Origin of the sequence: Serratia sp. AXJ-M (assembly GCF_046531865.1) — a bacterium.
Lineage (GTDB): Bacteria > Pseudomonadota > Gammaproteobacteria > Enterobacterales > Enterobacteriaceae > Serratia > Serratia liquefaciens.
Genome location: NZ_CP059394.1, coordinates 1,503,535 through 1,527,919 on the forward strand (window position 1 = coordinate 1,503,535; position 24,385 = coordinate 1,527,919).

The following is a 24,385-nucleotide window of genomic DNA, read 5'->3' on the forward strand; positions in this document are numbered from 1 at the left end:
CGATTGTGTGGGGCATCAAAAGTACGGCATAAATAGCTGATTTTTAACTTTGCTTTACCGCTTTCGTTATTTTGAGCGCCTGCGCTGCTCGCAGATACTGAGGAAAATGACCCACATCGAGCCGCCGCATGTCCTCAGCCAAAAGCCACAGCCACTATTTGCATTCTGCACAACGCCTTTGGATCCAACAGCTTAACCAGCGCTGGTATTGGCGATGCGAGTTGCCGACCTGGGGCATCATGGCGGCGGTGTACGGCGGCTGGTTTGGCGTGGTGCACTACTGGCAGTCGCTGGGACCCTGGCTTGGCACGCCGTTGCTGATTTTGTTGGCCACCTGGTATATGTCGTTGCAGCATGAGCTGATCCACGGCCATCCGACGCGGTGGCCCCGCATCAATCAACTCTTTGGCCTGTTGCCGCTGGCGGTGTGGTATCCCTATGGGTTGTATCGCGATTCGCATATTCAGCATCACCGCAATGAACATCTGACCGACCCGCATGAAGATCCCGAAAGTTATTATTTCAGTCAGACACAGTGGCAGCGTTATCCCAGATTGTTTCCGCTGTTGGCCAAGGTGCGCAATACGCTTAGCGGGCGGATTGTGTTCGGTCCGGCGCTGGATATCGTCGCGACGGGGGTTAATGCGCTGAAAGCGATTGCCGCCGGTGAACTGCGCACGTTGGTGATGTGGTTGGTGCATCTGCTGCTGCTGGCGGCAGTGCTGGTTTGGCTGAAGCAACATGGCATTGGCACGACGTTTTACCTGTTGGCGATCGGCTATCCAGCGCTGGCGCTGACCAAGATAAGATCGTTTTTTGAGCACCGCGCCGTTGAAGCTCCGCAGGCACGTTCTATTATTAATGAGGCGGCTTGGCCGTGGCGGCTGCTGTTTCTCAATCTGAACTATCATTTAGTTCACCATGATCTCCCCGGCTTGCCGTGGTACGGTTTAAGGCAGGTCTATCTGGCGGAGCGCGGTGCTTACCAGCAGCGCAGCCAGGGATTTGTGGTGCAGGGCTATGGCCAATGGGTCAGCGAATACGCTTTTACCCCGGTCGCCGTTGAGGTTCATCCGTTTAACGCCGGCGAGCCGCTAAAGGAAGTTCAGGGCGAAACCGAAGCCTGGCCGGCGGAGACTTTTATCGTGCGATGGAAACGCGCGTCTCAGGATTTTCCAATCGATCTGGCCAAATAGCCGGAAAATACACAACAAGAGGAAAAAGTATGGCAATCACCCCATTACGTGGTCGCGTTTTCGCTTTGGCACTGGGTTTACTTGCCGCGAGTATCGGCGTGGCTCAGGCGGCCGACACGGTGCGCGTGGGCTCAAAAATCGATACCGAAGGCTCGCTGCTGGGTAACATCATCGTGCAGGTGCTGGAGTCCAACGGCATCAAAACCACCAACAAATTACAGCTCGGTACCACCAAGGTGCTGCGCGGGGCGATCACCTCCGGCGAGATTGACATTTACCCGGAATACACCGGCAACGGCGCATTTTTCTTCTCCGATGAAAAAGATCCGGCGTGGAAGAACGCCCAGGCCGGTTTTGAGAAGGTCAAAAAACTCGATTACGACAAGAACAAAATTGTCTGGCTGGATGCTTCGCCGGCCAACAATACCTGGACTATTGCCATCCGTCAGGACGTGGCGGACGCCAACCACCTGAAGACGCTGGCCGATCTGGGCAAATGGATCAACGGCGGCGGCAAGTTCAAACTGGCGGCCTCGGCGGAATTTATCGAACGTCCGGACGCACTGCCGGCATTCCAGAATGCCTATGGCTTTAAGCTGAATCAGGATCAACTGCTGTCACTGGCTGGAGGGGACACGGCGGTGACCATTAAAGCGGCGGCGGAGCAAACCTCCGGCGTGAACGCGGCCATGGCTTACGGCACCGATGGCCCGGTGGCGGCTCTGGGTCTGCAAACGCTGGAAGACCCAAAAGGGGTGCAGCCGATTTACGCACCGGCACCGATCATTCGTGAGGCCGCGCTGAAACAGCACGCCAATATCGCCGAGTTGCTGAAGCCGGTCTTTGCAACGCTGGACGGCCCGACGCTGCAAAAACTTAATGCGCAGATCGCGGTGGAAGGTCAGGATGCCAAACAGGTTGCGGCCGCTTATCTGAAAGAAAAAGGATTGGTTAAGGGATAGCGCTGATATTCCCTCTCTCTCAATGGGAGAGAGGGAGAGCAGGGCCCATTGACTATGGAGCCGGAGAGTTTCTTTGATTATTGCCGTAAAAAACCGCGTATTACTGACGCTGCTTGTTTTGTTGCTGCTGGCCGCATTTGGCCTGCCGTTCCTCAGCTATGCCCCCAATCGCCTGCTGTCGGGCAAGAGCATTTCCCTGATTTCCCTGCTGCACGGCCCGGCGCTGTGGCTATTGGCCCCGCTGTTGGTGCTGGCAGTGCTCAGCCTGTTGCCACCGCTCAGGCGCAATGCATTGTTGACCGCGCTGGCGGCTGCAGCGCTGCTGGCGCTCACCTTCTGGCTGAGCGGGCATGCCGCGCAGCAGTTGGCGCAGGAAGGTTCCAAACTGGCGCGTACCTCCTGGGGCAGCGGCTGCTGGCTGATGCTGGCGCTGAGCCTGCTGATGGCTGCCGATGCCATCACCCGCATCACGTCTTCGCATTTGTGGCGCATGCTCGGCAACCTGCTGGTGATATTGCCTGCGCTGGCGCTGCTGTTCGGCCATCAGTTGGATCAGCTTTCGCTGCTGAAAGAATATTACAACCGGCAAGATGTGTTTGATGCCGCGCTGTTGCAGCACCTGACTATTCTGCTGGCGACGATGGTCCCGGCGCTGCTGATCGGCGTGCCGCTCGGGGTGTTGTGTTTTCGTTCATCCCGTTTGCAAACCCCGATCTTCTCCACGCTGAACATTATCCAGACCGTGCCGTCGATTGCCCTGTTCGGCCTGCTGATAGCGCCGTTGGCCGGGTTGGCGAAGGCGGTGCCCTGGCTGGCGGAACACGGCGTCAGCGGCATTGGCATGGCGCCGGCGATAGTCGCCCTGGTGTTGTACGCCCTGTTGCCGCTGGTGCGCAGCGTGGTGGCCGGGTTACAGAGCGTGCCCGCCAGCGTGATCGAATCTGCCAGCGGTATGGGGCTGACGCGCGGCCAGATTTTCTTTCGCGTACAGCTGCCGTTGGCTTTGCCGCTGTTTCTGACCGGAGTGCGCATTCTGGCGGTGCAGACCGTCGGTATGGCGGTGGTAGCCGCGTTGATCGGTGCCGGAGGTTTCGGCGCCATCGTTTTCCAGGGGTTGTTGAGCAGCGCGCTGGATCTGGTGCTGCTGGGCGTGATCCCGGTGATCGTGATGGCGGTAATCGTCGATTCGCTGTTTAAATTTATGGTTTCAATTTTGGAAGTGTCACGCCGATGATTCAGTTTAATCAGGTCAGCAAGATTTTTCAGGGTAAGCCGGCGGTGGACGATCTGACGCTGCAGATTGCCAAAGGCGAATTTGCCGTACTGATCGGTACCTCAGGCTCCGGTAAATCCACCACATTAAAAATGATCAACCGGCTGATCGAACACGATCAGGGCAAAATTTACTTTGCCGATGAAGAGATCCAAAAATTCAAACCGCAGGATCTGCGGCGCCGCATGGGCTATGCCATTCAGTCGATCGGCCTGTTTCCGCATTGGACGGTAGAGGAGAACATCGCCACCGTGCCGCAATTGCTGAAATGGCCGCGGGCACGGATCCGCGATCGGGTGACCGAACTGCTGGAGCTGTTGCACCTGGAGCCGGAACTGTTTCGACACCGTTATCCGCACCAGCTTTCCGGCGGGCAACAGCAGCGGGTGGGAGTGGCACGTGCGTTGGCTGCCGATCCGGAAGTGTTGTTGATGGACGAACCCTTTGGCGCTCTCGATCCGGTAACGCGCACCGCGCTGCAGACGGAGATTGCGCGTATTCATCATCTCTCCGGGCGCACCATCGTACTGGTGACGCATGACATTGACGAGGCGCTGGCATTGGCCGATCGCATCGTGTTGCTCGATCAGGGCCGTGTGGTGCAACAAGGCACGCCGCTGGAGCTGCTGACTGCACCGGCCAACGATTTTGTGCGCGATTTCTTTGGCCGAAGCGATCGCGGCATCAAACTGCTTTCTTTAGGCACGGTGGCGGAACGGGTGCGTCCTGGCCATGCGGACGGTGAACCGATTTCCTCCACCATGAACCTGCGTGAAGCGCTGTCGGTATTTGTGGCGCGCGGCAGTGAATGCTTGCCGGTGGTGGGGGAGCAAGGAGAGGCACTCGGCGTGCTGCATTTCAACGATCTGATTGCCCAAAAGGCGCTGTCATGAGTGCGCCTAAAGCCCTGCGTTGGCTGCGCGATCCGCTGCCCTGGACCTTTGCCCTGCTGCTGGCGCTGGTGTTTGGCATGAATCATCTGCATGGCCTGTTTGCTGCCTGGTTTCCCGATCTGGAAAGGCCGGTGTATCAGCAGGACAGTTTTATCTCGCTGGTGTGGGCACATCTGTTGCTGGTCGCGGTCTCCAGTCTGATCGCCGTGGTGATTGGCGTAGCGGCCGGGATCGGCGTGACGCGCCCTGCCGGTAAGGCGTTTCGTTCGCTGGTGGAAACCGTGGTAGCGGTCGGCCAGACTTTTCCGCCCGTGGCGGTGCTGGCGGTAGCGGTACCTGTGATGGGCTTTAGCGAACAGCCGGCGATTATCGCACTGGTGCTGTACGGTTTGCTGCCGATCTTGCAGGGCACGCTGACGGGTATTGAATCGGTACCCAGCGCGACCCGCGAGGTTGCGCAAGGGGTTGGTATGAGCGCCAGGCAAATTCTGTGGCGCGTCGAACTGCCGCTGGCGGCGCCGGTGATTGTTGCCGGTATTCGGACCTCGGTGATCATCAATATCGGCACGGCGGCAATCGCTTCCACCGTCGGCACCAAAACGCTTGGTTCGCCGATAATCATTGGCCTGAGCGGTTTTAATACCGCCTACGTGATCCAGGGTGCGGTAGTGGTGGCGCTGCTGGCGATCATTACCGATATGCTGTTTGAGCGCTGGGTGCGCTATCTCACCGCCTGGCGTCAGCAGACGCAGGCGGCTTCTTCTGCGGGGTAAGGGAATAGGATGCAAGTATCTTTGCCGATGTATGGCGTGACCCATCAGCCGGCCGAATCTTTCTGGCGAGTGCTGCGCGATAAATTACTGCAGTTGGGATTGCCGCTGGCTCCTGAACAGCTCGTCTGGCCGCACGACCTGGCTCAGCACTGGCTACAGGACGATTTATTGCTCAGCCAAACCTGCGGTTATCCGCTGGTCAGCAGCCTGCAGCAGGTGCAGCTGATCGGGACTTATCACTACCGCGTCGAGGGTTGTGAGGGCGCGAATTACAGCAGTTGGTTGGTGGTGCGCGACGACGACCCAGGCGAGCGGCTGGCGGATTTTCGCGGCCGGATCGCCGTATACAACAGTACCGACTCTCAGTCAGGGCATAACAGCTTGCGTGCGCTGATCGCACCCTTGGCACAGAACGGCAGCTTCTTCAGTGCTGCCATCGCCTCCGGGGCGCACTATCAGTCGCTCAAGCTGATCCAAAACCGGCAGGCAGACATTGCTGCCGTCGACTGCGTCAGCCTGGAACTGTTGAAACGGGCACGGCCCCAGGCGTTGGCCGGGCTGAAAATTATTGGGCGAACGGCCAGCGTGCCGGGGCTACCCTTGATTACCTCGGCGCAGACCCCACCGGAACAGCTGGAAATACTGCGTGCCGGGGCGAAGGCGATGCTGGGCGAAGCGGTAAGCGACAACCTGCTGATCGGCGATTTCAGCCTGGTGCCGCGTTCGGCATACCAAATAATCACCGAGCTGGAGCAGCAGGCCGCCGCCCGCGGGGTGACAGCGCTGTAAGCTTATGACTGGCCCGTGTTCAGGCGGCGCTAAATAATGATGCCTGCGGCAGCGCGCAGAAAATCGCACCAACGGTTGGCGAAAGAAGAGAAGGGGAGTTGCTGCTGAAATGGAGCAATGAGGCGGTTACCGCGCCCTTTGCCGATACCGGTGCGCGTCGGGCGACTGCAGCGTTTTTTTACAACAACGCTGCCAGCGCGGGACGCATCACTTGGCCTGAAAGCTCTCTGCCGGAGTGGCAGTGGCGGCGGCTTCGTGTGACGTGGCGGTCTCTTCTAGCGGCGTGGTGGAACGGGTGTACATATTCAGCCCGGCCAGGAATACGCCGCCGAGTGAACCAAAGGCACACAGAAAGATAACGATAATGAACGATTTTTTCAGCATGGGGATGATTTCGCAGGTTGCCAGGAACAACGGGAATTATAGACGCTTCGTAATATGAAACAAGAATCGTTTTAATACCCGTCGTCTTTCAAGCTGCAGCGTTTAAACCTGTTTCCGGTGGATTTGTCACTCCAGCCGCTGTAGGGGGCGAATACATTCGCCCCGATTAATTCGGCCGCAGCGTGCAGCGCCTCTACCTTTCCCTGCTTATGCGACTGACCGGGCGAGCAAACAGGAATTTGCCCAGCGTCACCAGCACCACCGCCGCTACGATAATCACCAGCGCCGCCCATTCACGCGCTGCCAGCGATTCGCCGGCAAAACCGATGCCGAGCAGCACGGCCACCACCGGATTGACATAGGCATAACTGGTGGCTACCGCCGGACGCACGTTTTTCAGCAAAAACATATAGGCGCTAATGGCCAACATGGAACCGAAGATAATCAGGTATCCCAGCGCAAAGAAACCTTTGGCGCTGGGCATCTGCGTCAGGCGTTCGCCGCTGAGCTGACTGACGACCAGCAGAACCACTCCGGCAACCAGCATCTCCGCCGCGCCCGCCATCGGTCCGGCCGGTAGCGAAATACGTGACCCCAGCACCGAGCCAAAGGCCCAACTGGCGGAAGCCAGCAGGATCAGTAACGCACCGGTAGGGTTGCCCACCAGGTTATTGCCGGTATTGAGCAATACGATCCCCACCAGGCCCAATGCGATACCTGCCCACTCCAGCTTGGTATTGCGCATGCCCCAAAACAGGCTGAAGAACAGGGTGAACAGCGGTACCGTCGCGACCATCACGGCGGCAATACCGGAAGGTACGTGCTGGTGTTCGGCCACGGTCACCAGACCGTTACCCACCGCGAGTAGCAAGATACCGATAGTGCCAGCGGCCAGCCACTGCCTGGGGGTTGGTAATGCATGGCCGCGCAACGCTAAAAAGCTGAACAGCACTATGCCGGCGACCAAAAAGCGGATACCGGCCATCATCAGCGGTGGCCAACTCTCCACGCCCAGACGAATAACGAAGTAGGTAGAACCCCAGACAATATATAACGTGAACAGCGCCCCGATTAACGGCAGGACGTTACGGCTACTTTGACTCAGCATGGATATTTATTCTGCAGGGAGGTTATTATTAGAGGACTCAGTAAACCCGATCGCACGGAAGATTAGCAACGCTTTTCACTATTTTTTAACGGCAAGGTCGGCTGGCGAACCGATGAGAATCGAGAGAGAACGCCAGCCTGCAGATAGCCTTGAGCCGAGTGCCGATTACAGCAGCGAAATACGGTAGGCGCAGCGGCGTGCACCGGCCAGAATATGTTCGGAACGTTCAACCTGCGCCTGCAACACCTCGGTGAAAATACTCAGCTCAGCACGGCAGAACCCCTGACAAACGGTAGCGGCGGCGCAAATAGGGCAGTGGTTCTCTACCAACAGAAAGGAGCCGTCTTCCTGAGTACGGCATTCGGCCATATAGCCTTCGCGGCAACGAATGGCCGTCAGACGCTGAACCCGTTCCTGCAAGTCGGTAGCGCCAATCATCGCCTGCTTGTAATTAATCCGCGTTTCTTGCTCGCGGGTGTCGATCAATAACTCAATCGCCTGCTCGCCCAGCTTGTCGCGTACGGTGCGCAGCAACTGTACCGTCAATTCTGAATGGGTATCCGGAAAGCGCGCATTGCCGGCGGCGGTCAGGTGCCAGAGCTGCACCGGTCGGCCGACACCGCGGGTTTCCGCCACGGCTTCAACCAGCCCGTCTTTGGCCAGTTTGACAAACTGCTGGCGCGCAGCCTCACCTGTGGTGCCAAGAACCTTTCCTGCATCAGACGCTTGTTGTGGGCCGCGGGTTTTTAATAGTGTCAGCAAACGGTCACTGACCGATTGTGCGGGACTACCGCCATTTTCCAAGTTTATTCTTGACATATTTCTCCGCCTCGCCCTACCATTATTCCAAGTTAACTCTTGTTAAATTTAACGCAATATCACTATTAACTCAATGCCCTTCCTCTGAAAACAGGACGACAACCGTGATAACCAACGATGATAGCCGCTGGGCCGACTTATTCTCCGGCAAAAATGGCGCCAGTGCGATCGCGCTCTCACTCGGCGTAGCGCTGCATGCGATCAATATTCTGGTCGCCACCACCATTCTGCCCTCGGTGGTGCAGGATATTGGTGGCCTGAATCTGTATGCCTGGAACACCACGCTGTTTGTGGTGGCGTCGATTCTCGGATCGGCGTTATCTGCACGTCTGCTCAGTGGTTACGGTGCACGCAGTGCCTATCTGGTGGCGTCGCTGTTCTTTATTGCCGGGGCAATGCTGTGTGCATTGGCGCCGTCGATGCCGGTGATGCTGATAGGTCGCACCGTGCAGGGGTTCGGCGGCGGGCTGATTTTCGCGCTTTCGTACGCCATGATCAACCTGGTGTTCGAGCAAAAACTTTGGCCGCGGGCAATGGCGCTGATTTCGGCGATGTGGGGTATTGCTACGCTGGTGGGACCGGCGGTGGGCGGCATTTTCGCCGAACTGAACGCCTGGCGCTGGGCCTTCGGCATCCTGTTGCCAATCATGGTGTTGTACGCCGGGTTCACCTTCCTGATCCTGCCGAAAGGCAAACCGCAACAGCAGGCAGCGCCGCTGCCGGTAGCCCAGCTGTTGCTGCTGGCGGTGGCGGTGCTGGTGGTATCCGCAGGCAGCCTGGCCGACAGCGCCTGGGTCAATTTTGGCGGTATTGCATTGGCCGTGCTGATGATGGTTTGGCTGATTCGCCGTGAAGCGCACTCCCGCGCCCGTCTACTGCCTCAAGGCGCTTTACGCCGCGGTTCCCCTCTGGCTTCGTTGTATATCACCGTTTCCCTGCTGGTTGTGGGCATGACCAGCGAAATCTTCGTGCCTTATTTTCTGCAAACGCTGCACGGGCAGTCACCGCTGATTTCCGGCTATATCGCAGCCACCATGGCGGCGGGCTGGACGCTGTCGGAGATCCTCAGTTCTGGCTGGCGCAGTGCGGGTATGCGTCGGGCCATTATCAGCGGGCCGCTGTTTGTGTTTGTCGGGCTATTGGCCCTGGGCGTATTGATGCCAACGCCTTCCGGTGGTCATTGGTCGGCACTGACGCCGATTGTCATCGCTCTGACAGTGGTGGGGTTTGGTATCGGTTTTGGCTGGCCACATCTGCTGACGCGTATTCTGCAAGTCTCGCCAGAGGCGGATAAGGATATTGCCGGCGCGTCGATCACTACGGTGCAACTGTTTGCCACCGCGTTCGGTGCCGCGTTGGCGGGAATGGTCGCCAACCTGGCCGGGCTGAACGTGCCGGGTGGGGCACCGGGTGCCGCCTCCGCCGCGCGCTGGTTATTCCTGCTGTTTGCCTTGGCGCCGCTGCTGGCGGTCTTTAGCGCCTGGCGTTGTGCGGCGATTACTCCACCTGTTGTGGCAACCAGCGATGCCGAAATTGCGCTGGCATCGCCGGGGCTGTCGCTCTCTGCCACCCCTGTGAGCCAATGCGTTCGTCCTGAATAAGGCGGGTGCCGCCTGCTTGTTTTTATAACTTCGCAGGGTTTACTTTAAAATCTGATTGACGAATCCCGTATTTGAGATTATTTCTCTCATATGGGATTTTTCATATCAGGGCTATAGAGACCATGGATAACGGAGTGGACAGCGCCGACCTTCGCTTGGCGCAACGGCTGTCTGATTTACGCCAGCAGCAGGGTTGGTCGCTGGAAGCGTTGGCGCAGCAAACCGGCATCAGCCGGGCAACGCTATCGCGGGTTGAGCGTGCGGAAACCAGCCCGACCGCCTCGTTGTTGAACAAACTGTGCGCGGCGTATGGGCTGACCATGTCACGGCTGCTGAGCGAGGTTGAGGACGAACCGCCCGAGTTGCTGCATCGCGAACAGCAGACGGTGTGGGTTGATCGCGCCAGCGGTTTTCATCGTCGTTCGGTATCACCACCCGCCGCCCTCTATAAGGCGGAATTTATCGAGGGCAGGCTGGAGGCCGGCGCGGTGATCGCTTATGACGCCCCTTCGATACACGCGCTTGAACACCATTTATGGCTGCTGGAAGGCCGGCTTGAATTGACGCTGGAGGCGCGAACTTTTCAGCTCGAACCGGGCGATTGTCTGCGTTACCGCTTGTTCGGCGCTTCAAAATTTCATGCACCCGGCCCCGAGCTGGCCCATTACACCCTCGTTATCTGCAGGCCATAATCATGATTGAGATACAGCAATTGAACGTCGATGCGGTACAAAGCGCGATCCCTGAACTGGCGGCGATGCTGCATGCCAGCGTCTCGCAGGGGGCGAGCATCGGTTTTGTCATGCCGTTTAGCCTTGAGCAGGCGCAGGCGTTCTGGCACCGTCTGTTGCCGGCTATTGAACGGAAGGAAAGGCTGCTGCTGGTGGCCCGAGATCGAGATGCCGGAAGGGTGGTCGGTACGGTGCAACTGCTGCTGGATATGCCCGATAACGGCCGCCACCGGGCGGAGGTGGTGAAGCTGATGGTGCACCCGGATGCTCGCCGTCAGGGCATTGCCCGCAGCCTGATGTTGCAGGTGCAACAGCTGGCGGTTGAGCATCAACGGCATTTACTGGTGCTGGATACCCTGACCGGCGACACGGCGGAAGGCCTGTACCGTCGGCTGGGCTTTCAACTGGCGGGCAGCATTCCGCAATACGCACGCGCCAGCAATGGCGGTGCGCTGGATGCCACCAGTTATATGTATAAATTGCTCTGACTACCCCGTCGTTTTTCAAGCGTTATCGCCTAAGGGGGCGAACGTATCGCCCCCTTAATCAGAACGCAGCCAGCGCCGTCCCTGCAAGGCTTGGGAGGTTACTGTCCGTTCCAGGCCTTGATTGCCTGTTGGCGAATCTGCAGCTTTTGCTCTGGCGTCAGCTTGTTATAGTCCTTCGCCATGCCGCTTTCCCAATCGCCGTACAACGGGTTGGGCAACACGATAAACTCGGTGCCGAATTTGCTTTGGTTGTCGGCGACGAACGCCCGCCGCTGCGCGTTATCTTTGTGGTAGGTCGCGGCGCCGAAGTCGTTCAGGTTGTCACCGGCGTAAACCACGATGTCGTAACCGGCGTTCTTGATTGCGTCGAAACGCGCCTGCTTGTTGGAGGTATCACCGCTTAACAGCACGGTTTTTTCCGACATGCCGGTGAAGCCCAATTTTTGCATATTGGCCAGCGTGGCGGCGTATTCAGACTGTTTGCGGTTGGAGACGTAAAACATGGTGCCCTGATGGCTGTTGACGTAGCGGGCAAACTGCACGGCACCTGGCACCGCGCCGGCCTGTTGCGCCTGTGACCACTTCGCCCAGGTGGCAGCGGCGAAAGGTTGGCCCTGCTGCGCCTGCCAGCCGGAATAAGGGCTGTTATCCAGCATGGTTTCGTCCAAATCGACCACCACGGCCTTCTTCTTGCCCGGCGCGGCCTTGGCCTGATCAAAGGCCAGCCTGGCGCTGTTGAAGGCCTGGTGCGTCAGCGCCTGATATTCGCCGGATTGCTGGAACCAGTTCAGCGCCAGCACGGATTGCTCCGCCAACTGCTGTTGGGCCTGCCGATCGGTTTTTGCTGGCTGCACGCAGCCGGTCAGGGTCACCAGCGCAATGCCGATCGCCGCGCCGAGGGCCATTTTCTGTCTCATTATTCCTGCCATAAATAAATCACTCTCTGATTGTTATTGTGGTGTGTTCAAGGTCATCGTCATTTCAAACTGGCGCAACGCGTCCTGCTGCCAGCCGAGTCGGTCGAAGAAGGGGGCGGCCACTTCAGGAACGTAAACGTTGGCTACCAGCGGTAACGGCGCAAACTTCGCCTGTAATGCAGCCAGCATGGTACGGGCATGGCCCTGGCTGCGGTGCTGCGGCGGCACGTAGATCATGCGCAAAAAGCACTTGTCGGCGCCCAACTGCACCACCGCATAGGCCTGGTGGCCAAGGCTGAAAGCATGGGGTTTGCCGGGTAGCTTGAACAACGTCTCCGGCGCGATCAGCCAGGGCAGGTCGGTGGCACCCTCGGCAATCAGGCGGTGAGAGACGAACAGCGGGTCGATCTCTTGCAACTGCGCAACTTCGTCAAGTACCGGCGTAGCGGCCAGATGCCCGGTCAGCGTGCGGACGATTTGCAACCCGGCCCGATGGTAGAGCGCCAACGCAGCCTCGTTCCCTTCAATCACTTCCAATGACAGTTGACGATCGCCGCGCTGATGCGCGTCGGCGACAATGCGTTTCATCAAGGCTTTTCCCAAGCCTTTGCCGCGCATTTCCGGACGGATGGAGAGTGCCGATATCCGGCTGTGCAGGCCCCGGCGGCTGATCAGCGCCAGCGCTACCGGTTGTTGCTGGTGGGTAACGATAATACTGTCGTTCAGGCTGAGGTCTTCGGCACCAAAACGGCGGGCGAAGGTATCACCGTCAATCACGAAACGTACAATATAGTTTTCAAAACAATGACAAAGGATCTGCGCCAGCTCGTCGCTGCTGTAGCGCAGGGCGCTTTGGTACTCGAAGTTTTCATCGGTGTGCATGAGCTTTCCCTGTCTAAGGCGGAAGCTATACATCTAGACCCGATTGTTTTATAAGGCAAGTTTCCGCGTGCGGTTACGGGATATGCAGCGGTAAATGAGGCAGGAACAGGCGATAAAAGCACAAATGAAAAAACCGGGCGTTGCCGCCCGGCGAAGTAACTCTGGGTATAAAGTGAAGCTAAGGTTTGCAGTGGTGGTTATTCATCACATCAGAACTGGTAGGTCAGGGCGACGGCAATCACGTTGTCGTCTTTCAGACCCAGCTTGTTATCGCTGTCGAGTTGGTTGATTTTATAATCGACATAGGTCGACATGTTCTTGTTGAAATAGTAGTAGGCGCCAACGTCGATATATTTCACCAGGTCGGCGTCGCCGATGCCTTCAATATCTTTGCCTTTCTGCTGAACATAACCCAGCGATGGACGCAGACCGAAGTCGAACTGATATTGCGCAACCAATTCCAGACCTTCCGCCTTATTGGCAAAGCCGCTTACGGAAGTGGAATTATTATTGATAGTGGCGGTGCCGGAGATTGGCGCGATATTACGGCTTTGCGAATAGGTTGCTGCCAGGTAAACATCGTTGTTGTCGTATTTCAGGCCGCCGGCCCAAATATCAGCTTTGTCGCCCTTACCGAAGGTACCCGCTTTTTGCCCGGCAGTACGGTTGGAAGAGGCATAGGCGGCACCCACGCTCAGGCCGTCGATGATTTCATAGCTGGAAGACAGACCCCAACCGTCGCCGTTCGCCTTGCTGTTGGAACGGCCGTCGTTTTCGTTCTTGCCCTGGTACTGTACCGCGAACTTCAGACCTTCGACCAGGCCGAAGAAGTCATTGTTACGGTAGGTTGCCACGCCGTTGGTACGACCATTCATAAAGTTGTCGGTTTTGACGTAGGCGTCATCACCGAACTCAGGCAGCATATCCGTCCAGGCGCCGACGTCATAGATAATGCCGTAGTTGCGGCCGTAGTCGAATGAACCGATATCTTTATATTTCAGACCGGCGAAGCCCAAACGGGTTTTGGTATCTTTTGTGCCGTCAGATTCAGAGTGGTTGGCTGCTATTTGATATTCCCACTGGCCATAGCCAGTCAGCATATCGTTAATTTGAGTAGCGCCTTTAAAACCGATACGCACATAGGTTTTATCGCCATCATTACCGGCATCGTCAGAGAAATAGTGCAGTGCTTTTACGCGGCCGTAAAAATCAAGTTTGTTGCCGTCTTTATTGTAGATTTCTGCTGCCTGTGCTGTCTGCGCAATTAAAAGTGCCGGAATAATAACGGCCAGAAGATTACGTTTCATGATTTACCCTGCTTTATTCGATTGAAAGACGCTTATCATCAGTAGTACTGCTGTTTCACTGTGCCGCCTGTTTTTTTGCAGCGAGGATTTTTTACCGTAGTTATGTGATCTATTTATGACAAAATATTCATTTCCATGTCGAACGATTAAAAATCTCGCGGAAAGCGTCTGTTTCTTCTACGGGCGCCTAGAATTCCCCGTGATGCCCATCAGGTCGCTGCCAAAAATCATGCGTGAGATTTATACGTTGACGACTTCCTTCAGCGCATCAGGAGGGCTTATTGTCCTGTTTATGTGAATGATTGATGCTGAAAATCCCGATTTTCACCCATGCAGGTTGAGGGTAGCGTAAAGCTTCCCTTAAGCAGCAGGAGTGCAAGATGCAACCTTCCCAACAGGCTGGCCAGCAGGCGTTTGGCGACATTGCCCCCAAGTTGGCGCAGCTCAGCGACAGCGTATTATTCGACGATGTATGGCAGCGACCGGGGCTCACGCCGCGCGAGCGCAGTCTGATCACCGTGGCGGCGCTGGTGGCGCTCAACCGCGTGGAGCAGATGCCATTTCATCTGCAACTGGCCGAACGCAATGGCGTGAGCGTTGAACAGCTCGCCGAGGCGATCACTCATCTGGCGTTTTATGCCGGTTGGCCAGCGGCGGCCTCTGCCGTGGCACGCCTGCGCGAATTGAAACAGGAGTAGTCCCATGCCATTCAGCCGTATCGCTTTGCATCAGGGCAAGTCAGCGCAATACCTGAAAACCTTATCTGACAGCCTGCACCAGGCGCTGGTCGAGACTTTTAGCGTGCCGCCGGCCGACAAGTTTCAGGCCATTGATCAATACCGCCCCGGCGAGCTGATTTACGATCCCCATTATCTCGGCGGCCCACGTTCGACGGATTATGTGCTGTTTTACATCACCATAGGCCGTCCGCGCGATACCGCCACCAAGCAGCGTTTTTATCAGCGGTTGGCGGCGTTGCTGGCAGAAAACCTGCAGTTGAGCCCGCAGGATGTGATGGTAGTGATTACCACCACCCAACAGGACGAGTGGTCGTTCAGTGCGGGTCGCGCTTCAATGATCGAAGGCTAGGCTGACGCAGCCGACGGTCTGTGGGACAATAGCGCCATCATTTCGTTGAGATACAGAGTTGAATGGCGCTCTCCCCCGCAGTTAAAGATCAGATTGGCCAGTGGTACAAAGCCCTGCAGCAACAAATACCGGATTTTATTTCCCGTGCACCGCAACGGCAGATGATCGCCGAAGTCGCGAAAACCCTGGCCGGAGATTATCCGCGCCACCTGGCGATTGAGGCGCCGACCGGCGTGGGCAAAACCCTGTCGTACCTGATCCCAGGGATCGCCGTAGGCCGCGCGGAGAGCAAACCCCTGGTGGTCAGTACCGCCAACGTGGCGCTGCAGGATCAGATCTACAGCAAGGATTTGCCGTTGCTGAAGAAGATCATTCCCGATCTGAAATTCACTGGTGCCTTTGGCCGCGGGCGCTATGTTTGCCCGCGCAATCTGGCGGCATTGAGCACCGACGTCAGCGAGCAGGGTGATCTGACGCTGTTCCTGGATGACGAACTGGCGCCTTCCAGCGGGGAAGAGCAGGCGCTGTGCCAGAAACTGAGCAAAGCGCTCAGCCGCCATGAGTGGGATGGGTTGCGAGACCATTATCAGCTGACGATCGACGATCCGCTGTGGATTAAACTCAGCACCGACAAGGCCAACTGCCTGGGGCGTAACTGCCATTACATTCGCGAATGCCCGTTTTATATCGCCCGTAAAGAGATTGAAACCGCCGACGTGGTGGTGGCTAACCATGCGCTGGTGATGGCGGCGCTGGAAACGGAATCGGTACTGCCCAACCCGAAAGAGCTGTTGCTGGTGCTGGACGAAGGTCATCACCTGCCGGAAGTGGCGCGTGACGCGCTAGAGATTGACGGCGAAATCACCGCGCTGTCGACCAATTTGCAACTGGACATGATCGTGCGTCAGGTTGAACAGTGCATGACGCAATATCGCCCGAAAAGCCCACCGGGGCTGACCAACGACGAACGTTTGAAAAATCACTGCGAAGAGATGCGTGAGCTGATCCAGATTTTCGAGCATCAGGTCAGCGCCTATCTGCCGACCGACACCGTGATTGCCGAACACCGGTTTGAAATGGGCGAACTGCCTGCGGAGATGGTGGAAACCAGCGCACGCTTGTTCAAGCTGACTGACGCGTTGCGTGGGGTGGCAGAATTTATCCTCAACGATCTCAGCGAGCAAACCGGTAAGCACGACATTGTGCGACTGCACCGGTCAATCATTCAGATGAGCCGCACCCTGGGTTATCTGGAAGCGATGAGCAAACTATGGCGGCTGGCGGCGCTGGACAAGTCTTCCAATGCGCCGATCTCCAAATGGGTCACGCGCGATTTGCGCGATAACGTGACGCACCTGTATTTGCACTGCGTAGGCATTCGCGTGAGCGATCAGCTCGAAAAGCTGTTGTGGCGCAAGGTGCCGCATGTGGTCGTCACCTCGGCGACCCTGCGTTCATTGAACAGCTTTGCGCGCCTGCAGGAAATGAGCGGGCTGAGCGAGAAAGCCGGCGATCGTTTCGAAACCCTGTCTTCGCCGTTTAACCACGTTGAGCAGGGCAAGATTGTCATCCCGAACATGCGTTTCGAACCGGCGATAGCCAACGAAGCTGAGCATCTGGAAGAGATGGCGCGCTTTTTCCGCGCCGAGCAGGCCAGCGGCAAACATAAGGGCATGCTGATCCTGTTCAGCAGTCATCGTGCGATGCAGACCTTCCTCAGCTACGTGACCGATTTGCGCCTGATGCTGTTGGTACAGGGTGATCAACCGCGTTATCGCTTGGTGGAAGAGCACCGCAAGCGGGTCGAAAAAGGCACTGCCAGCGTGCTGATCGGCCTGCAGTCGTTTGCTGAAGGGCTGGATCTGAAAGGGGAATTGCTGACCCAGGTGCATATTCACAAGATCGCCTTCCCGCCGATTGACAGCCCGGTGATCCTGACCGAAGGCGAGTGGCTGAAGTCGCTGAAGCGTTATCCCTTCGAGGTACAAAGCCTGCCGAGCGCCTCGTTCAACCTGATCCAGCAGGTGGGCCGACTGATCCGCAGCAACGAATGCCACGGCGAGATCGTGATTTACGATCGCCGGCTGCTGACCAAAAGCTACGGCTCGCGCCTGCTGGCGGCATTGCCGGTGTTCCCCATCGAACAGCGTGAGGTGCCTGAAGCCGACAAGGCACACCAGGCAGCGCTTAAATCCGCCGCCGAAGCGGAGAAAAAGAGCAAGAAGCGCAAGAGCCCGTTCGCCCGCAAACGTACCCGTTAATCACAGCATTGGCGGCAGGCGACGTTTCACCGGCGTTGTTTTGACGATGGAGGTATTGCTCTGTGCGCGCTCGGCCAGCCGATCGAGGATCTGGTCGAGTTGCTCCATCGAATGCGCCACCAGGCGCACGATAAAGCAGTCTTCGCCGGTCACCTTGTCACACTCAACCACCTCCGGAATTTCCTGAATCATTTGCTCGACCTTTTTCAGCATGCCCGGCAGCGGTTTGATGCGCACCAGCGACTGAAAAGCGTAGCCCAACGCCTGCAAATTGACGTTCAGGGTGTAGCCCTGGATCACGCCGCTCTCCTCCAGCCGCCGCAGCCGCTCCGAGGTACTGGGTGACGACAACCCGACGCTGGCGCTGAGGGTCTTCAGCGACACCCGCGCATCCTCTGCCAGCAGGTTCAGGATTTGACGATCGATAGCATCCATAGGCTCTCCATTAGGTTTTTTTCAATTCATGCCTTAATTAAAAAGGAAGTTAAGCATTATTGCCTTTTTTATGCCATGGAAACCGCTGCAGGAAAGCCGCAAGCTAAGTGCCTAGGCTTACTGTGAGGAAACCAAGATGAATGCAGAGATAAAACGCGGCTCGTTGGAGATGATCGCCGCGATGCTGATTTCCGGTACCATCGGCTGGTTTGTGCTGATGTCCGGCCAGCCGGTGATCAACGTGGTGTTCTGGCGCTGTGCGGTGGGGGCGCTGGTGTTGCTGGCCATTTGTGCTGCGCTGGGGCAGCTGCGGCGCGACAGCCTGACGCGTACTACGTTGCTGGTGGCAATCGCCGGCGGCGTAGCGCTGGTGGTTAATTGGCTGTTGTTGTTTGCTGCCTATTCCTATGCGTCGATCTCCATCGCGACGGCGGTGTATAACACGCAGCCGTTCATGCTGGTGGCGCTGGGGGCGCTGTTTCTCGGCGAGAAGCTGACCCTGCGTAAGCTGTTTTGGTTGGTATTGGCGTTTATCGGCATGACGCTGGTGGTGTTGGCGCAGCCCAAACAGGCCGGTGGACAGAACAACTACCTGATGGGCATTTTGTTGTCGCTGGGCGCGGCATTTTTTTACGCGCTGATGGCGCTGGCCGCCAAACGGCTGAAAGGGACGCCACCGCACCTGATCGCCTTGATCCAGGTAACGGTCGGCGCGCTGATGCTGTTGCCGATGGTAGATTTCCACGCGCGGGCCAATGCCGGACAGTGGGGTATGCTGGTGACGGTGGGCGTATTGCACACCGGGATCATGTATGTGTTGCTGTATGGCGCGATCCAAAAGTTGCCGACCAACCTGACAGGTTCGCTGTCGTTTATTTATCCGATCGCCGCCATGCTGGTGGATCGCCTGGCGTTCGGTCACCGATTGGTGGCGCTGCAGTTTGCCGGCGCTGCCCTCATTTTGCTGGCGGCGGCAGGCATGAACCTGCTGGGGGAGCGCCGTGTTCGGCTAGCGGCTGCGCCAGGCGGCAAGCAGGCCCCCGAACAATGACAGCGCCAACAGCAACAACATCACCGGCGTGTAGCCGTAGCTCGGGTAAATCAGGGTCGCCACCGCCAGGCCAACGGCGCCGCCGAGATTGTGCAGTGTCCAGGTGATGCCTAACGCGCCGCCGCTTTGCGACTCGCTGACGCTGTTGAGCGTCGCCAACACCAGCGGGCCGAGAATGCAGCCCCAGCCCATCCCCATCAGGGCGAAGGCACCGAGCAGCAGCGGCAGCGGGCTGTCGACGCTAAACCGGCTTTGCAGGGCCGCGGAGCCGGCAAGGGTGGCAAAACCGAGGATCAACGCCGCGCGTGGGCCGGATTTATCCACCCATCTGCCGACCCAGGGCGAGAGGGCTGCCATCACCGCGGTGGTTGGCAGCAACAACAGTCCCAGCATCGTTCCCTGGTAGTGGCGGGTGTTTTCCAGGTAAATCGGCATCAAAAAGAAAGCGGCGCAGTAGAAAAAGGCCAATAGCGCGCTCATCAGGCAAACGCGCAAAAAGGCGGGACGCCGCAGAAAAACCAGCGGTACCAGCGGCGAATGTGCCCGTCGTTCAACCGGCAGTAGCAGGCCGAGCGCGGCGAGCGCCAGCGCAGCCGTTAACCCGGTTTTTGCGCTCAGCCATCCCCATTGGCTGCCCTGACTGATGGCCAGCAGCAGCCCGGCAACGCCGATCACCAACAGCAATAAACCGGGGATATCCAGCCTGCTGCCTTGTTGGGCGCGAGACTCTCGAACGGTTCCCAGGCAGAAGGCGAAACTCAGCGCAATCAGCGGCACGTTCAACAGAAACACCCAGCGCCAGCCCAGGGAACCGACCAACAGGCCACCGGCCACCGGGCCGATCGCCAGACCCAGGCCGTTGACCGCCAGCAAAATGCCGATTGCACGACCGCGCTGCTGCGGCGGCCAGGCATCGGCGACAATGGCCGTAGTGGCGGTGTACAGTACCGCGCAGGCGGCGCCCTGCACAAAACGCCAGACGTTGAGCAGCTCAATACTGCCTGAGAGCCCGGCGCCCAACGACGCGGCGGCGAACGTTAGCATTGCGCAGTACAACACCCGACGACGGCCATACAGATCCGCCAGCCGCCCGGCGCTGACCATAAAGGCGCACAGTGCCATCACGAACAACGTCATCACCCATTGTACGCTGCTCAGGCTGGCGGCCAGCTCACGCTGGATCGCGGGGATGGCGGTATTGACGATGGTGAAATCGATACAGCCCAAAAAGCTGGCGATACTGATGCCAATCAGCAGACGCCATAGTTGGGGCGTGCCGCTGTCGGTCAGAATTTCACTGCGTTCGCTCATAGGGGTTTCCTGGCAGAGAAAGAGTGCGTTCAGTTTACTCAGCGAAGGCGGTAGCCAGTGGCGTTGTTTCATCGTTTAATAGGCGAATTAATATCGCCAATAGGGCAGGCCTGATGATTTCCAGCGAACGATTACATGCAATCCGCGCCTTTGTGCAGGCGGTGCAGGCCGGTGGTTTTAGCCGTGCCGCCGAGCAACTGGGCCTTTCGCGTTCAACGGTGGGTAAAGCCGTGGCTCGGTTGGAACAGCGGCTGCAGGTGCGGTTGTTCCAACGCACCACGCGCAGCCTGTCGCTGACCGATGAAGGGCAGTTGTTCTATGACGATTGCCTGAAGGCGCTGGCGGCACTGGAAGCGGCGGAAAATCAGCTGGCGGTTCGGGCCCAAACGCCGGAGGGACGACTGCGGGTATCGCTGCCGGTGCTGTTCGGCCAAAAGTGGGTGATGCCGCCGCTGCTGGCATTGGCGGACCGTTACCCGAAATTGCACATTGAAGCGTTGTTTTCCAACCGTGCGGCAGATTTGGCGGAAGAGGGGATCGATTTGGCAGTGCGGATCGGTTCGCCGGGTGATGCCGCGGCCATCACCGCGCGGCAACTGGGTGAGCAGCGGCAAATACTCTGTGCTGAACCGGGTTATCTGACACGACAGGGGGAACCGAGCACGCTAGCAGAACTGTCGCAGCATCAGGCGATTGGCTTACTGCGTGATGGGCGTAGCCAGCCGTGGCATTTGCTGGATGAACAGGGTAAAGCTCAGCGACTGTTGCCACCGGCCCGTTTGAGATTGGGCAATATGGAGGCGGTGCTGGGGGCTGCCTGCGCCGGTCAGGGAGTTGCCATGCTGCCGCGTTGGCTGGCGCATGATGCGCTGACGGCCGGGACGTTGCGTGAGGTTTTACCTGGCAGCTGCGGTGCAGGGCTGGCGATTAACGTGGTCTGGCTAAAAGGGACCGGCATGCCGTTACGGGTGAGGGTCGCCATTGATGCCCTGCTGGCGGCCTTCACCCCCAAAGCGCCGTGGCAGTGATTTGGCGCTGGTAAACGCCGGTGGCGCGGCTATGATAAAGCCTGCTTCCCACCATGCTGCGTACGGGTGATTTATGATCGATGCTTCCACCATTTTGCTGTTTTCCGGGGCCTGTCTGGCGCTGACGGTGACCCCTGGGCCGGATATGTTGCTGATTGCCTCGCGCAGCGTTAGCCAGGGGCGCCGTGCCGGTTTCGCGTCACTGGCGGGGATCCAACTGGGTACCTATTGCCACGCGCTGGCGGCGGCGTTAGGCCTGTCGCAACTGTTTGTCGCGGTCCCGCTGGCCTATGATGCGGTGCGTATGTTGGGGGCAGCCTATTTACTGTATCTGGCGTGGAAAACGCTGCGATCCGGCAGCAGTTTGCAGGCTTCTGCGGGATTAGCCGCGGTACCGGCTGCACGCATTTTCCGGCAGGGATTATTCACCAACATTCTTAACCCAAAAATGGCGCTGTTCGTTTTAGCGCTGTTCCCACAGTTTATCGATCCACACGCCGGTTCGCTGGTGGTACAAATGCTGTTGCTGGCGACGGTGTTAAATCTGGTGGGGTTGGTGATTAACGGTGGGTTGATCCTGGCGGTCAGCGGCATGAAAAACCGTTTTATCGGCCGCCGCTTCAGTGCGCGCTGGCCGAATTACCTGTTGAGCGGCGTGTTCGCCGGGCTGGCCTGCAAGCTGATTTTTGACAGCCGCAAATAGCCTTACGCCTGTAAGGATGCTTCAAAAGCCGCGCTGGCCGGGCATTGCGGTAGCGCGCTGTACATCACCAGCCGCAAATGATTTTCTTCATCGACAATAAACGACGCATGTTCGAAGGTTACCTGGCCGGCGCCCGGCACAATGAACGTGCGTTCTCCCTGGCAGCGACCGTGAATGTCATGCTGTTGCCATAGCTGACGGAACTGAGGCGAAACCTGCTCTAGCGCCTGCACCCGCTGTTGCATGGTGGCGTCTTGTGGCGCACGCGCATAGTCGCGGCGGAAGCTGGCGAGGATTTGCGGTGCCTGCGCTTGCCATTCCACCAGCCGTTGATTGAGTTGGGGATCGGCAAACAGCATCCACAGCATATTGCGCTGATCCGCCGGGCGATCGCCAATCGCGAATAGCCGTTCCGCCGCCGGGTTCCAGGCGATGATGTCCCAGCTCAGATTCATCACGTAAGCCGGGCGCAGTTGCAGATCGTCCAGCAAGCGGCGCACCAGCGGTGAAACCTGACACCACTGATGACCGACCGGTATCGGCGGGCGTTGATGCGCCAGCAAAAACAGATGGTAGCGCCCGGTCGCATCCAGCTTTAAAACCCGCGCCAGATTTTCCAGAAAATCGACCGAAACGTTGATTTCCCGCCCCTGCTCCAGCCAGGTGTACCAGGTCAATCCTACGCCTGCCAACGCGGCGACTTCTTCGCGCCTCAACCCCGGCGTACGGCGACGCGTGCCGCTCGGTAAGCCGACGGCCTGCGGTGACAGCTTCTCGCGTTTTTGACGCAGAAAATCCGCCAGATCCTGACGGGTTCGGTTGAGGGTACGCGGTGGCATAGCGGTCGTCCTGTTGCTGTTAGTAATAGTATAACTGGCTATATAGTAACAGTTTATGACATGTTCCATACTGCCGCCATCGTAATCTTTGGAGGCACGTATGGAACAGTCATTAGCACAAGGCGATCGTCGTCTGGTGGGGTTACCGGTGTTGCTGTTGGGCGGTTTTGTGACGGTGTTTGACCTGTTTGTGGTGAACGTCGCGGCGCCGGTGATCCAGCAGCAGTTCGCGGCCAGTTTCGCTGGCGTGGGGTTGATCATTGCCGGTTATGAGTTGGCATTCGGCGTGTTGTTGATAGCCGGTGGACGTCTGGGCGATCGCTTTGGGCGACAGCGTATGTTTAGCCTCGGCATGCTGGGGTTTACGCTGACGTCCGCGCTGTGCGGTATGGCTACGTCACTGAGCATGCTGATCGTTGCGCGTTTTCTTCAGGGCGCGGCGGCAGCGCTGCTGTTTCCGCAGATATATGCGTTGATGCGCGTATTGTACAACCCACATCAGCGGCGGCGCGCCTTTGCCTGGCTGGGGATGACGCTGGGGCTGGCGGCGATTTTCGGCCAGATATTCGGCGGGTTTATTATTGAAGCCGATGTTTTCGGCAGCGGCTGGCGTATGATTTTTCTGATCAATCTGCCGATCGGCGTATTGGCAATCGTGGCGGCGCGTCGCATTCCCGAGTCACGTCTTGAACAAGCACAGCGGCTGGACGGCATGGGCTTGCTGTTGGCGGCGACCGGTTTGCTGTTGCTGCTAGTGCCCTTGTTGGAAGGGCCATCGCGCGGCTGGCCCTGGTGGGTATTACCGGCGTTGGCTTGCGGAATTGGCATGCTTTGGGCTTTTATTCGTTGGGAGCGGCGTCTGGCGCAGCGTTCTGGGGATGCGGTCCTGGATCCTGCGCTGTTGCGGCAGGGCAGTTTTACCCCGGGGGTGGCCGTGGTGCTGGCGATTTACTCGACCGCCTCTTCGTTCTTTCTGTGTTTTGCCCTGCTGCTGCAAGCGGGAATAGGCCTGACGCCGTTTCAGGCCGGTAGCCTGTTTGCCCCTGCCAGTGCGGCATTTATGTTGGCCTCGTTCCTGGCACCGGGGCTGGTGCAACGGTGGGGGAACGGCGTGCTGGCGCTTGGCGTCGCAGTCTATGCCGCCGGCATGGCGCTGTTGGTGGTGGAGGTGCTGTCGGGTGCGGCATTGGTACAGCCGTTGTGGTTATTGCCGGGGCTGGTGATCCTGGGCTTCGGCCAGGCGCTGAGCATGACGCCTTTGCTTAATTTGGTGCTCGGGCTGGCGAAAGAGCATCAGGCCGGAATGGCCGCGGGGGTCATTTCGACCGTGCAGCAGGTGGGCGGGGCGTTGGGGATTGCCGCCAGCGGCGCGTTTTTTGTTCCCCTGTTGGCGGGCGGTGCTGGCGCAGAACGTTACGGACAGGCGTTTGCCGGCGCGATGGTTTACAACCTGCTGGCGATGGCCGTTGCCTTCGGCTTGCTGAGGTGGATCATCCAAAAACAACGCAAACTGGCCCTTCAGTAAACCCATGGCGGGTGTTATTG

General features: G+C 58.1%; 25 protein-coding genes. 16 read left to right on the forward strand and 9 right to left on the reverse strand.

Annotated features, from left to right (window positions below; all coding sequences use genetic code 11):
- Positions 1–128: 128 nt before the first annotated feature.
- From H0S68_RS07080 to H0S68_RS07105, 6 genes are all read left to right on the forward strand, one after another.
- Entirely contained in the window at positions 129–1,196 is a 1,068-nt protein-coding gene (locus H0S68_RS07080; RefSeq protein WP_128863992.1) for a fatty acid desaturase, read from the forward strand.
- A gap of 29 nt (positions 1,197–1,225) precedes the next feature.
- Positions 1,226–2,158, forward strand: a complete 933-nt coding sequence (locus H0S68_RS07085; protein ID WP_020825872.1) for an ABC transporter substrate-binding protein — start codon at positions 1,226–1,228, stop codon at positions 2,156–2,158.
- Between the two features lie 79 nt (positions 2,159–2,237).
- Entirely contained in the window at positions 2,238–3,392 is a 1,155-nt protein-coding gene (locus tag H0S68_RS07090) for an ABC transporter permease (RefSeq protein WP_198640181.1), read from the forward strand.
- A complete protein-coding gene (locus H0S68_RS07095; RefSeq protein ID WP_048761476.1) occupies positions 3,389–4,324 on the forward strand; it encodes an ABC transporter ATP-binding protein in 936 nt (311 codons plus the stop codon). Before H0S68_RS07090 ends, H0S68_RS07095 begins: the two co-directional genes overlap by 4 nt.
- Positions 4,321–5,097: an ABC transporter permease gene (locus tag H0S68_RS07100; protein WP_116690916.1), complete on the forward strand. Its 777-nt coding sequence runs from the start codon at positions 4,321–4,323 to the stop codon at positions 5,095–5,097. Before H0S68_RS07095 ends, H0S68_RS07100 begins: the two co-directional genes overlap by 4 nt.
- A 9-nt stretch (positions 5,098–5,106) precedes the next feature.
- Positions 5,107–5,886, forward strand: a complete 780-nt coding sequence (locus H0S68_RS07105; RefSeq protein WP_410529268.1) for a phosphate/phosphite/phosphonate ABC transporter substrate-binding protein — start codon at positions 5,107–5,109, stop codon at positions 5,884–5,886.
- Positions 5,887–6,093: 207 nt separating this feature from the next.
- Here H0S68_RS07105 and H0S68_RS07110 read toward each other — a convergent pair whose 3' ends face one another.
- The 3 genes from H0S68_RS07110 to H0S68_RS07120 all read right to left on the reverse strand — a co-directional run bounded on the left by H0S68_RS07110 (position 6,094) and on the right by H0S68_RS07120 (position 8,197).
- Complete coding sequence (locus H0S68_RS07110; protein ID WP_410529269.1) at positions 6,094–6,270, reverse strand: hypothetical protein; 177 nt, start codon at positions 6,268–6,270, stop codon at positions 6,094–6,096.
- A gap of 193 nt (positions 6,271–6,463) precedes the next feature.
- Positions 6,464–7,378 carry a drug/metabolite exporter YedA gene (gene yedA, locus H0S68_RS07115; protein WP_187962528.1) on the reverse strand — a complete coding sequence of 305 codons (915 nt, stop codon included), beginning with the start codon at positions 7,376–7,378 and terminating at the stop codon, positions 6,464–6,466.
- A gap of 165 nt (positions 7,379–7,543) precedes the next feature.
- On the reverse strand, positions 7,544–8,197 hold the full coding sequence (locus H0S68_RS07120) for a helix-turn-helix transcriptional regulator (protein ID WP_046374146.1): 654 nt from the start codon (positions 8,195–8,197) through the stop codon (positions 7,544–7,546).
- Positions 8,198–8,301: 104 nt separating this feature from the next.
- Here H0S68_RS07120 and H0S68_RS07125 point away from each other — a divergent pair, with 104 nt between their 5' ends.
- The 3 genes from H0S68_RS07125 (at position 8,302) to H0S68_RS07135 (ending at position 11,017) form a co-directional block, all read left to right on the forward strand.
- Complete coding sequence (locus H0S68_RS07125; protein ID WP_240504831.1) at positions 8,302–9,798, forward strand: MFS transporter; 1,497 nt, start codon at positions 8,302–8,304, stop codon at positions 9,796–9,798.
- 122 nt (positions 9,799–9,920) lie between these two features.
- Positions 9,921–10,490 carry a helix-turn-helix domain-containing protein gene (locus tag H0S68_RS07130; RefSeq protein WP_410529270.1) on the forward strand — a complete coding sequence of 190 codons (570 nt, stop codon included), beginning with the start codon at positions 9,921–9,923 and terminating at the stop codon, positions 10,488–10,490.
- A 2-nt stretch (positions 10,491–10,492) separates the two neighbouring features.
- Positions 10,493–11,017, forward strand: a complete 525-nt coding sequence (locus tag H0S68_RS07135) for a GNAT family N-acetyltransferase (RefSeq protein WP_020825882.1) — start codon at positions 10,493–10,495, stop codon at positions 11,015–11,017.
- Positions 11,018–11,115: 98 nt separating this feature from the next.
- Here H0S68_RS07135 and H0S68_RS07140 read toward each other — a convergent pair whose 3' ends face one another.
- The 3 genes from H0S68_RS07140 to ompC form a co-directional block, all read right to left on the reverse strand.
- Positions 11,116–11,934, reverse strand: coding sequence for a 5'-nucleotidase, lipoprotein e(P4) family (locus tag H0S68_RS07140; protein ID WP_369982326.1), 819 nt, complete (start codon positions 11,932–11,934; stop codon positions 11,116–11,118).
- Positions 11,935–11,967: 33 nt separating this feature from the next.
- Positions 11,968–12,816: a GNAT family N-acetyltransferase gene (locus H0S68_RS07145; RefSeq protein WP_410529271.1), complete on the reverse strand. Its 849-nt coding sequence runs from the start codon at positions 12,814–12,816 to the stop codon at positions 11,968–11,970.
- Positions 12,817–13,025: 209 nt separating this feature from the next.
- Positions 13,026–14,123 (reverse strand): porin OmpC, encoded by a 1,098-nt coding sequence (ompC, locus tag H0S68_RS07150; RefSeq protein ID WP_046374141.1) that lies wholly within the window; start codon positions 14,121–14,123, stop codon positions 13,026–13,028.
- A gap of 380 nt (positions 14,124–14,503) precedes the next feature.
- Between ompC and H0S68_RS07155 the strand changes: the two genes are divergently transcribed.
- From H0S68_RS07155 to dinG, 3 genes are all read left to right on the forward strand, one after another.
- Positions 14,504–14,821: a carboxymuconolactone decarboxylase family protein gene (locus tag H0S68_RS07155; protein WP_020825886.1), complete on the forward strand. Its 318-nt coding sequence runs from the start codon at positions 14,504–14,506 to the stop codon at positions 14,819–14,821.
- A 4-nt stretch (positions 14,822–14,825) separates the two neighbouring features.
- The gene (locus H0S68_RS07160) at positions 14,826–15,212 is read left to right on the forward strand and encodes a tautomerase family protein (protein WP_410529272.1); all 387 of its coding nucleotides are present in this window, start codon (positions 14,826–14,828) and stop codon (positions 15,210–15,212) included.
- A 62-nt stretch (positions 15,213–15,274) separates the two neighbouring features.
- A complete protein-coding gene (gene dinG / locus H0S68_RS07165) occupies positions 15,275–17,473 on the forward strand; it encodes an ATP-dependent DNA helicase DinG (protein ID WP_198640168.1) in 2,199 nt (732 codons plus the stop codon).
- On the opposite strand, the gene H0S68_RS07170 is transcribed toward dinG, so the two are convergent.
- A complete protein-coding gene (locus H0S68_RS07170) occupies positions 17,474–17,908 on the reverse strand; it encodes an Lrp/AsnC family transcriptional regulator (protein WP_020825889.1) in 435 nt (144 codons plus the stop codon).
- 136 nt (positions 17,909–18,044) lie between these two features.
- Here H0S68_RS07170 and H0S68_RS07175 point away from each other — a divergent pair, with 136 nt between their 5' ends.
- Positions 18,045–18,959, forward strand: a complete 915-nt coding sequence (locus H0S68_RS07175) for a DMT family transporter (RefSeq protein WP_046374138.1) — start codon at positions 18,045–18,047, stop codon at positions 18,957–18,959.
- Here H0S68_RS07175 and H0S68_RS07180 read toward each other — a convergent pair.
- The gene (locus tag H0S68_RS07180; RefSeq protein ID WP_410529273.1) at positions 18,918–20,270 is read right to left on the reverse strand and encodes a DHA2 family efflux MFS transporter permease subunit; all 1,353 of its coding nucleotides are present in this window, start codon (positions 20,268–20,270) and stop codon (positions 18,918–18,920) included. The two genes, H0S68_RS07175 and H0S68_RS07180, sit on opposite strands and share 42 nt — an antisense overlap.
- A 113-nt stretch (positions 20,271–20,383) precedes the next feature.
- On the opposite strand from H0S68_RS07180, the gene H0S68_RS07185 reads away from it, so the two are divergent.
- Together H0S68_RS07185 and H0S68_RS07190 are read left to right on the forward strand one after the other, a co-directional pair.
- Positions 20,384–21,298, forward strand: a complete 915-nt coding sequence (locus tag H0S68_RS07185) for a LysR family transcriptional regulator (RefSeq protein ID WP_198640167.1) — start codon at positions 20,384–20,386, stop codon at positions 21,296–21,298.
- A gap of 73 nt (positions 21,299–21,371) precedes the next feature.
- On the forward strand, positions 21,372–22,001 hold the full coding sequence (locus H0S68_RS07190; protein ID WP_020825893.1) for a LysE family translocator: 630 nt from the start codon (positions 21,372–21,374) through the stop codon (positions 21,999–22,001).
- A 2-nt stretch (positions 22,002–22,003) separates the two neighbouring features.
- Here H0S68_RS07190 and H0S68_RS07195 read toward each other — a convergent pair whose 3' ends face one another.
- Entirely contained in the window at positions 22,004–22,840 is an 837-nt protein-coding gene (locus H0S68_RS07195) for a helix-turn-helix transcriptional regulator (protein ID WP_261108226.1), read from the reverse strand.
- A gap of 100 nt (positions 22,841–22,940) precedes the next feature.
- On the opposite strand from H0S68_RS07195, the gene H0S68_RS07200 reads away from it, so the two are divergent.
- Positions 22,941–24,365 carry an MFS transporter gene (locus H0S68_RS07200; protein WP_129940140.1) on the forward strand — a complete coding sequence of 475 codons (1,425 nt, stop codon included), beginning with the start codon at positions 22,941–22,943 and terminating at the stop codon, positions 24,363–24,365.
- Positions 24,366–24,385: the final 20 nt, after the last annotated feature.

Bases quoted from the DNA above. Each gene is read 5' to 3' on its own strand.
- yedA (WP_187962528.1), bottom strand. From the start codon at position 7,378: ATGCTGAGTCAAAGTAGCCGTAACGTCCTGCCGTTAATCGGGGCGCTG.
- H0S68_RS07145 (WP_410529271.1), bottom strand. From the start codon at position 12,816: ATGCACACCGATGAAAACTTCGAGTACCAAAGCGCCCTGCGCTACAGC.
- H0S68_RS07085 (WP_020825872.1), top strand. From the start codon at position 1,226: ATGGCAATCACCCCATTACGTGGTCGCGTTTTCGCTTTGGCACTGGGT.
- H0S68_RS07200 (WP_129940140.1), top strand. From the start codon at position 22,941: ATGGAACAGTCATTAGCACAAGGCGATCGTCGTCTGGTGGGGTTACCG.
- H0S68_RS07185 (WP_198640167.1), top strand. From the start codon at position 20,384: ATGATTTCCAGCGAACGATTACATGCAATCCGCGCCTTTGTGCAGGCG.
- H0S68_RS07105 (WP_410529268.1), top strand. From the start codon at position 5,107: ATGCAAGTATCTTTGCCGATGTATGGCGTGACCCATCAGCCGGCCGAA.
- H0S68_RS07095 (WP_048761476.1), top strand. From the start codon at position 3,389: ATGATTCAGTTTAATCAGGTCAGCAAGATTTTTCAGGGTAAGCCGGCG.
- H0S68_RS07135 (WP_020825882.1), top strand. From the start codon at position 10,493: ATGATTGAGATACAGCAATTGAACGTCGATGCGGTACAAAGCGCGATC.
- H0S68_RS07195 (WP_261108226.1), bottom strand. From the start codon at position 22,840: ATGCCACCGCGTACCCTCAACCGAACCCGTCAGGATCTGGCGGATTTT.
- H0S68_RS07100 (WP_116690916.1), top strand. From the start codon at position 4,321: ATGAGTGCGCCTAAAGCCCTGCGTTGGCTGCGCGATCCGCTGCCCTGG.
- H0S68_RS07110 (WP_410529269.1), bottom strand. From the start codon at position 6,270: ATGCTGAAAAAATCGTTCATTATCGTTATCTTTCTGTGTGCCTTTGGT.
- H0S68_RS07170 (WP_020825889.1), bottom strand. From the start codon at position 17,908: ATGGATGCTATCGATCGTCAAATCCTGAACCTGCTGGCAGAGGATGCG.
- H0S68_RS07140 (WP_369982326.1), bottom strand. From the start codon at position 11,934: ATGAGACAGAAAATGGCCCTCGGCGCGGCGATCGGCATTGCGCTGGTG.
- H0S68_RS07130 (WP_410529270.1), top strand. From the start codon at position 9,921: ATGGATAACGGAGTGGACAGCGCCGACCTTCGCTTGGCGCAACGGCTG.
- H0S68_RS07190 (WP_020825893.1), top strand. From the start codon at position 21,372: ATGATCGATGCTTCCACCATTTTGCTGTTTTCCGGGGCCTGTCTGGCG.
- H0S68_RS07120 (WP_046374146.1), bottom strand. From the start codon at position 8,197: ATGTCAAGAATAAACTTGGAAAATGGCGGTAGTCCCGCACAATCGGTC.
- ompC (WP_046374141.1), bottom strand. From the start codon at position 14,123: ATGAAACGTAATCTTCTGGCCGTTATTATTCCGGCACTTTTAATTGCG.
- H0S68_RS07080 (WP_128863992.1), top strand. From the start codon at position 129: ATGTCCTCAGCCAAAAGCCACAGCCACTATTTGCATTCTGCACAACGC.
- H0S68_RS07155 (WP_020825886.1), top strand. From the start codon at position 14,504: ATGCAACCTTCCCAACAGGCTGGCCAGCAGGCGTTTGGCGACATTGCC.
- H0S68_RS07160 (WP_410529272.1), top strand. From the start codon at position 14,826: ATGCCATTCAGCCGTATCGCTTTGCATCAGGGCAAGTCAGCGCAATAC.
- H0S68_RS07180 (WP_410529273.1), bottom strand. From the start codon at position 20,270: ATGAGCGAACGCAGTGAAATTCTGACCGACAGCGGCACGCCCCAACTA.
- H0S68_RS07175 (WP_046374138.1), top strand. From the start codon at position 18,045: ATGAATGCAGAGATAAAACGCGGCTCGTTGGAGATGATCGCCGCGATG.
- dinG (WP_198640168.1), top strand. From the start codon at position 15,275: ATGGCGCTCTCCCCCGCAGTTAAAGATCAGATTGGCCAGTGGTACAAA.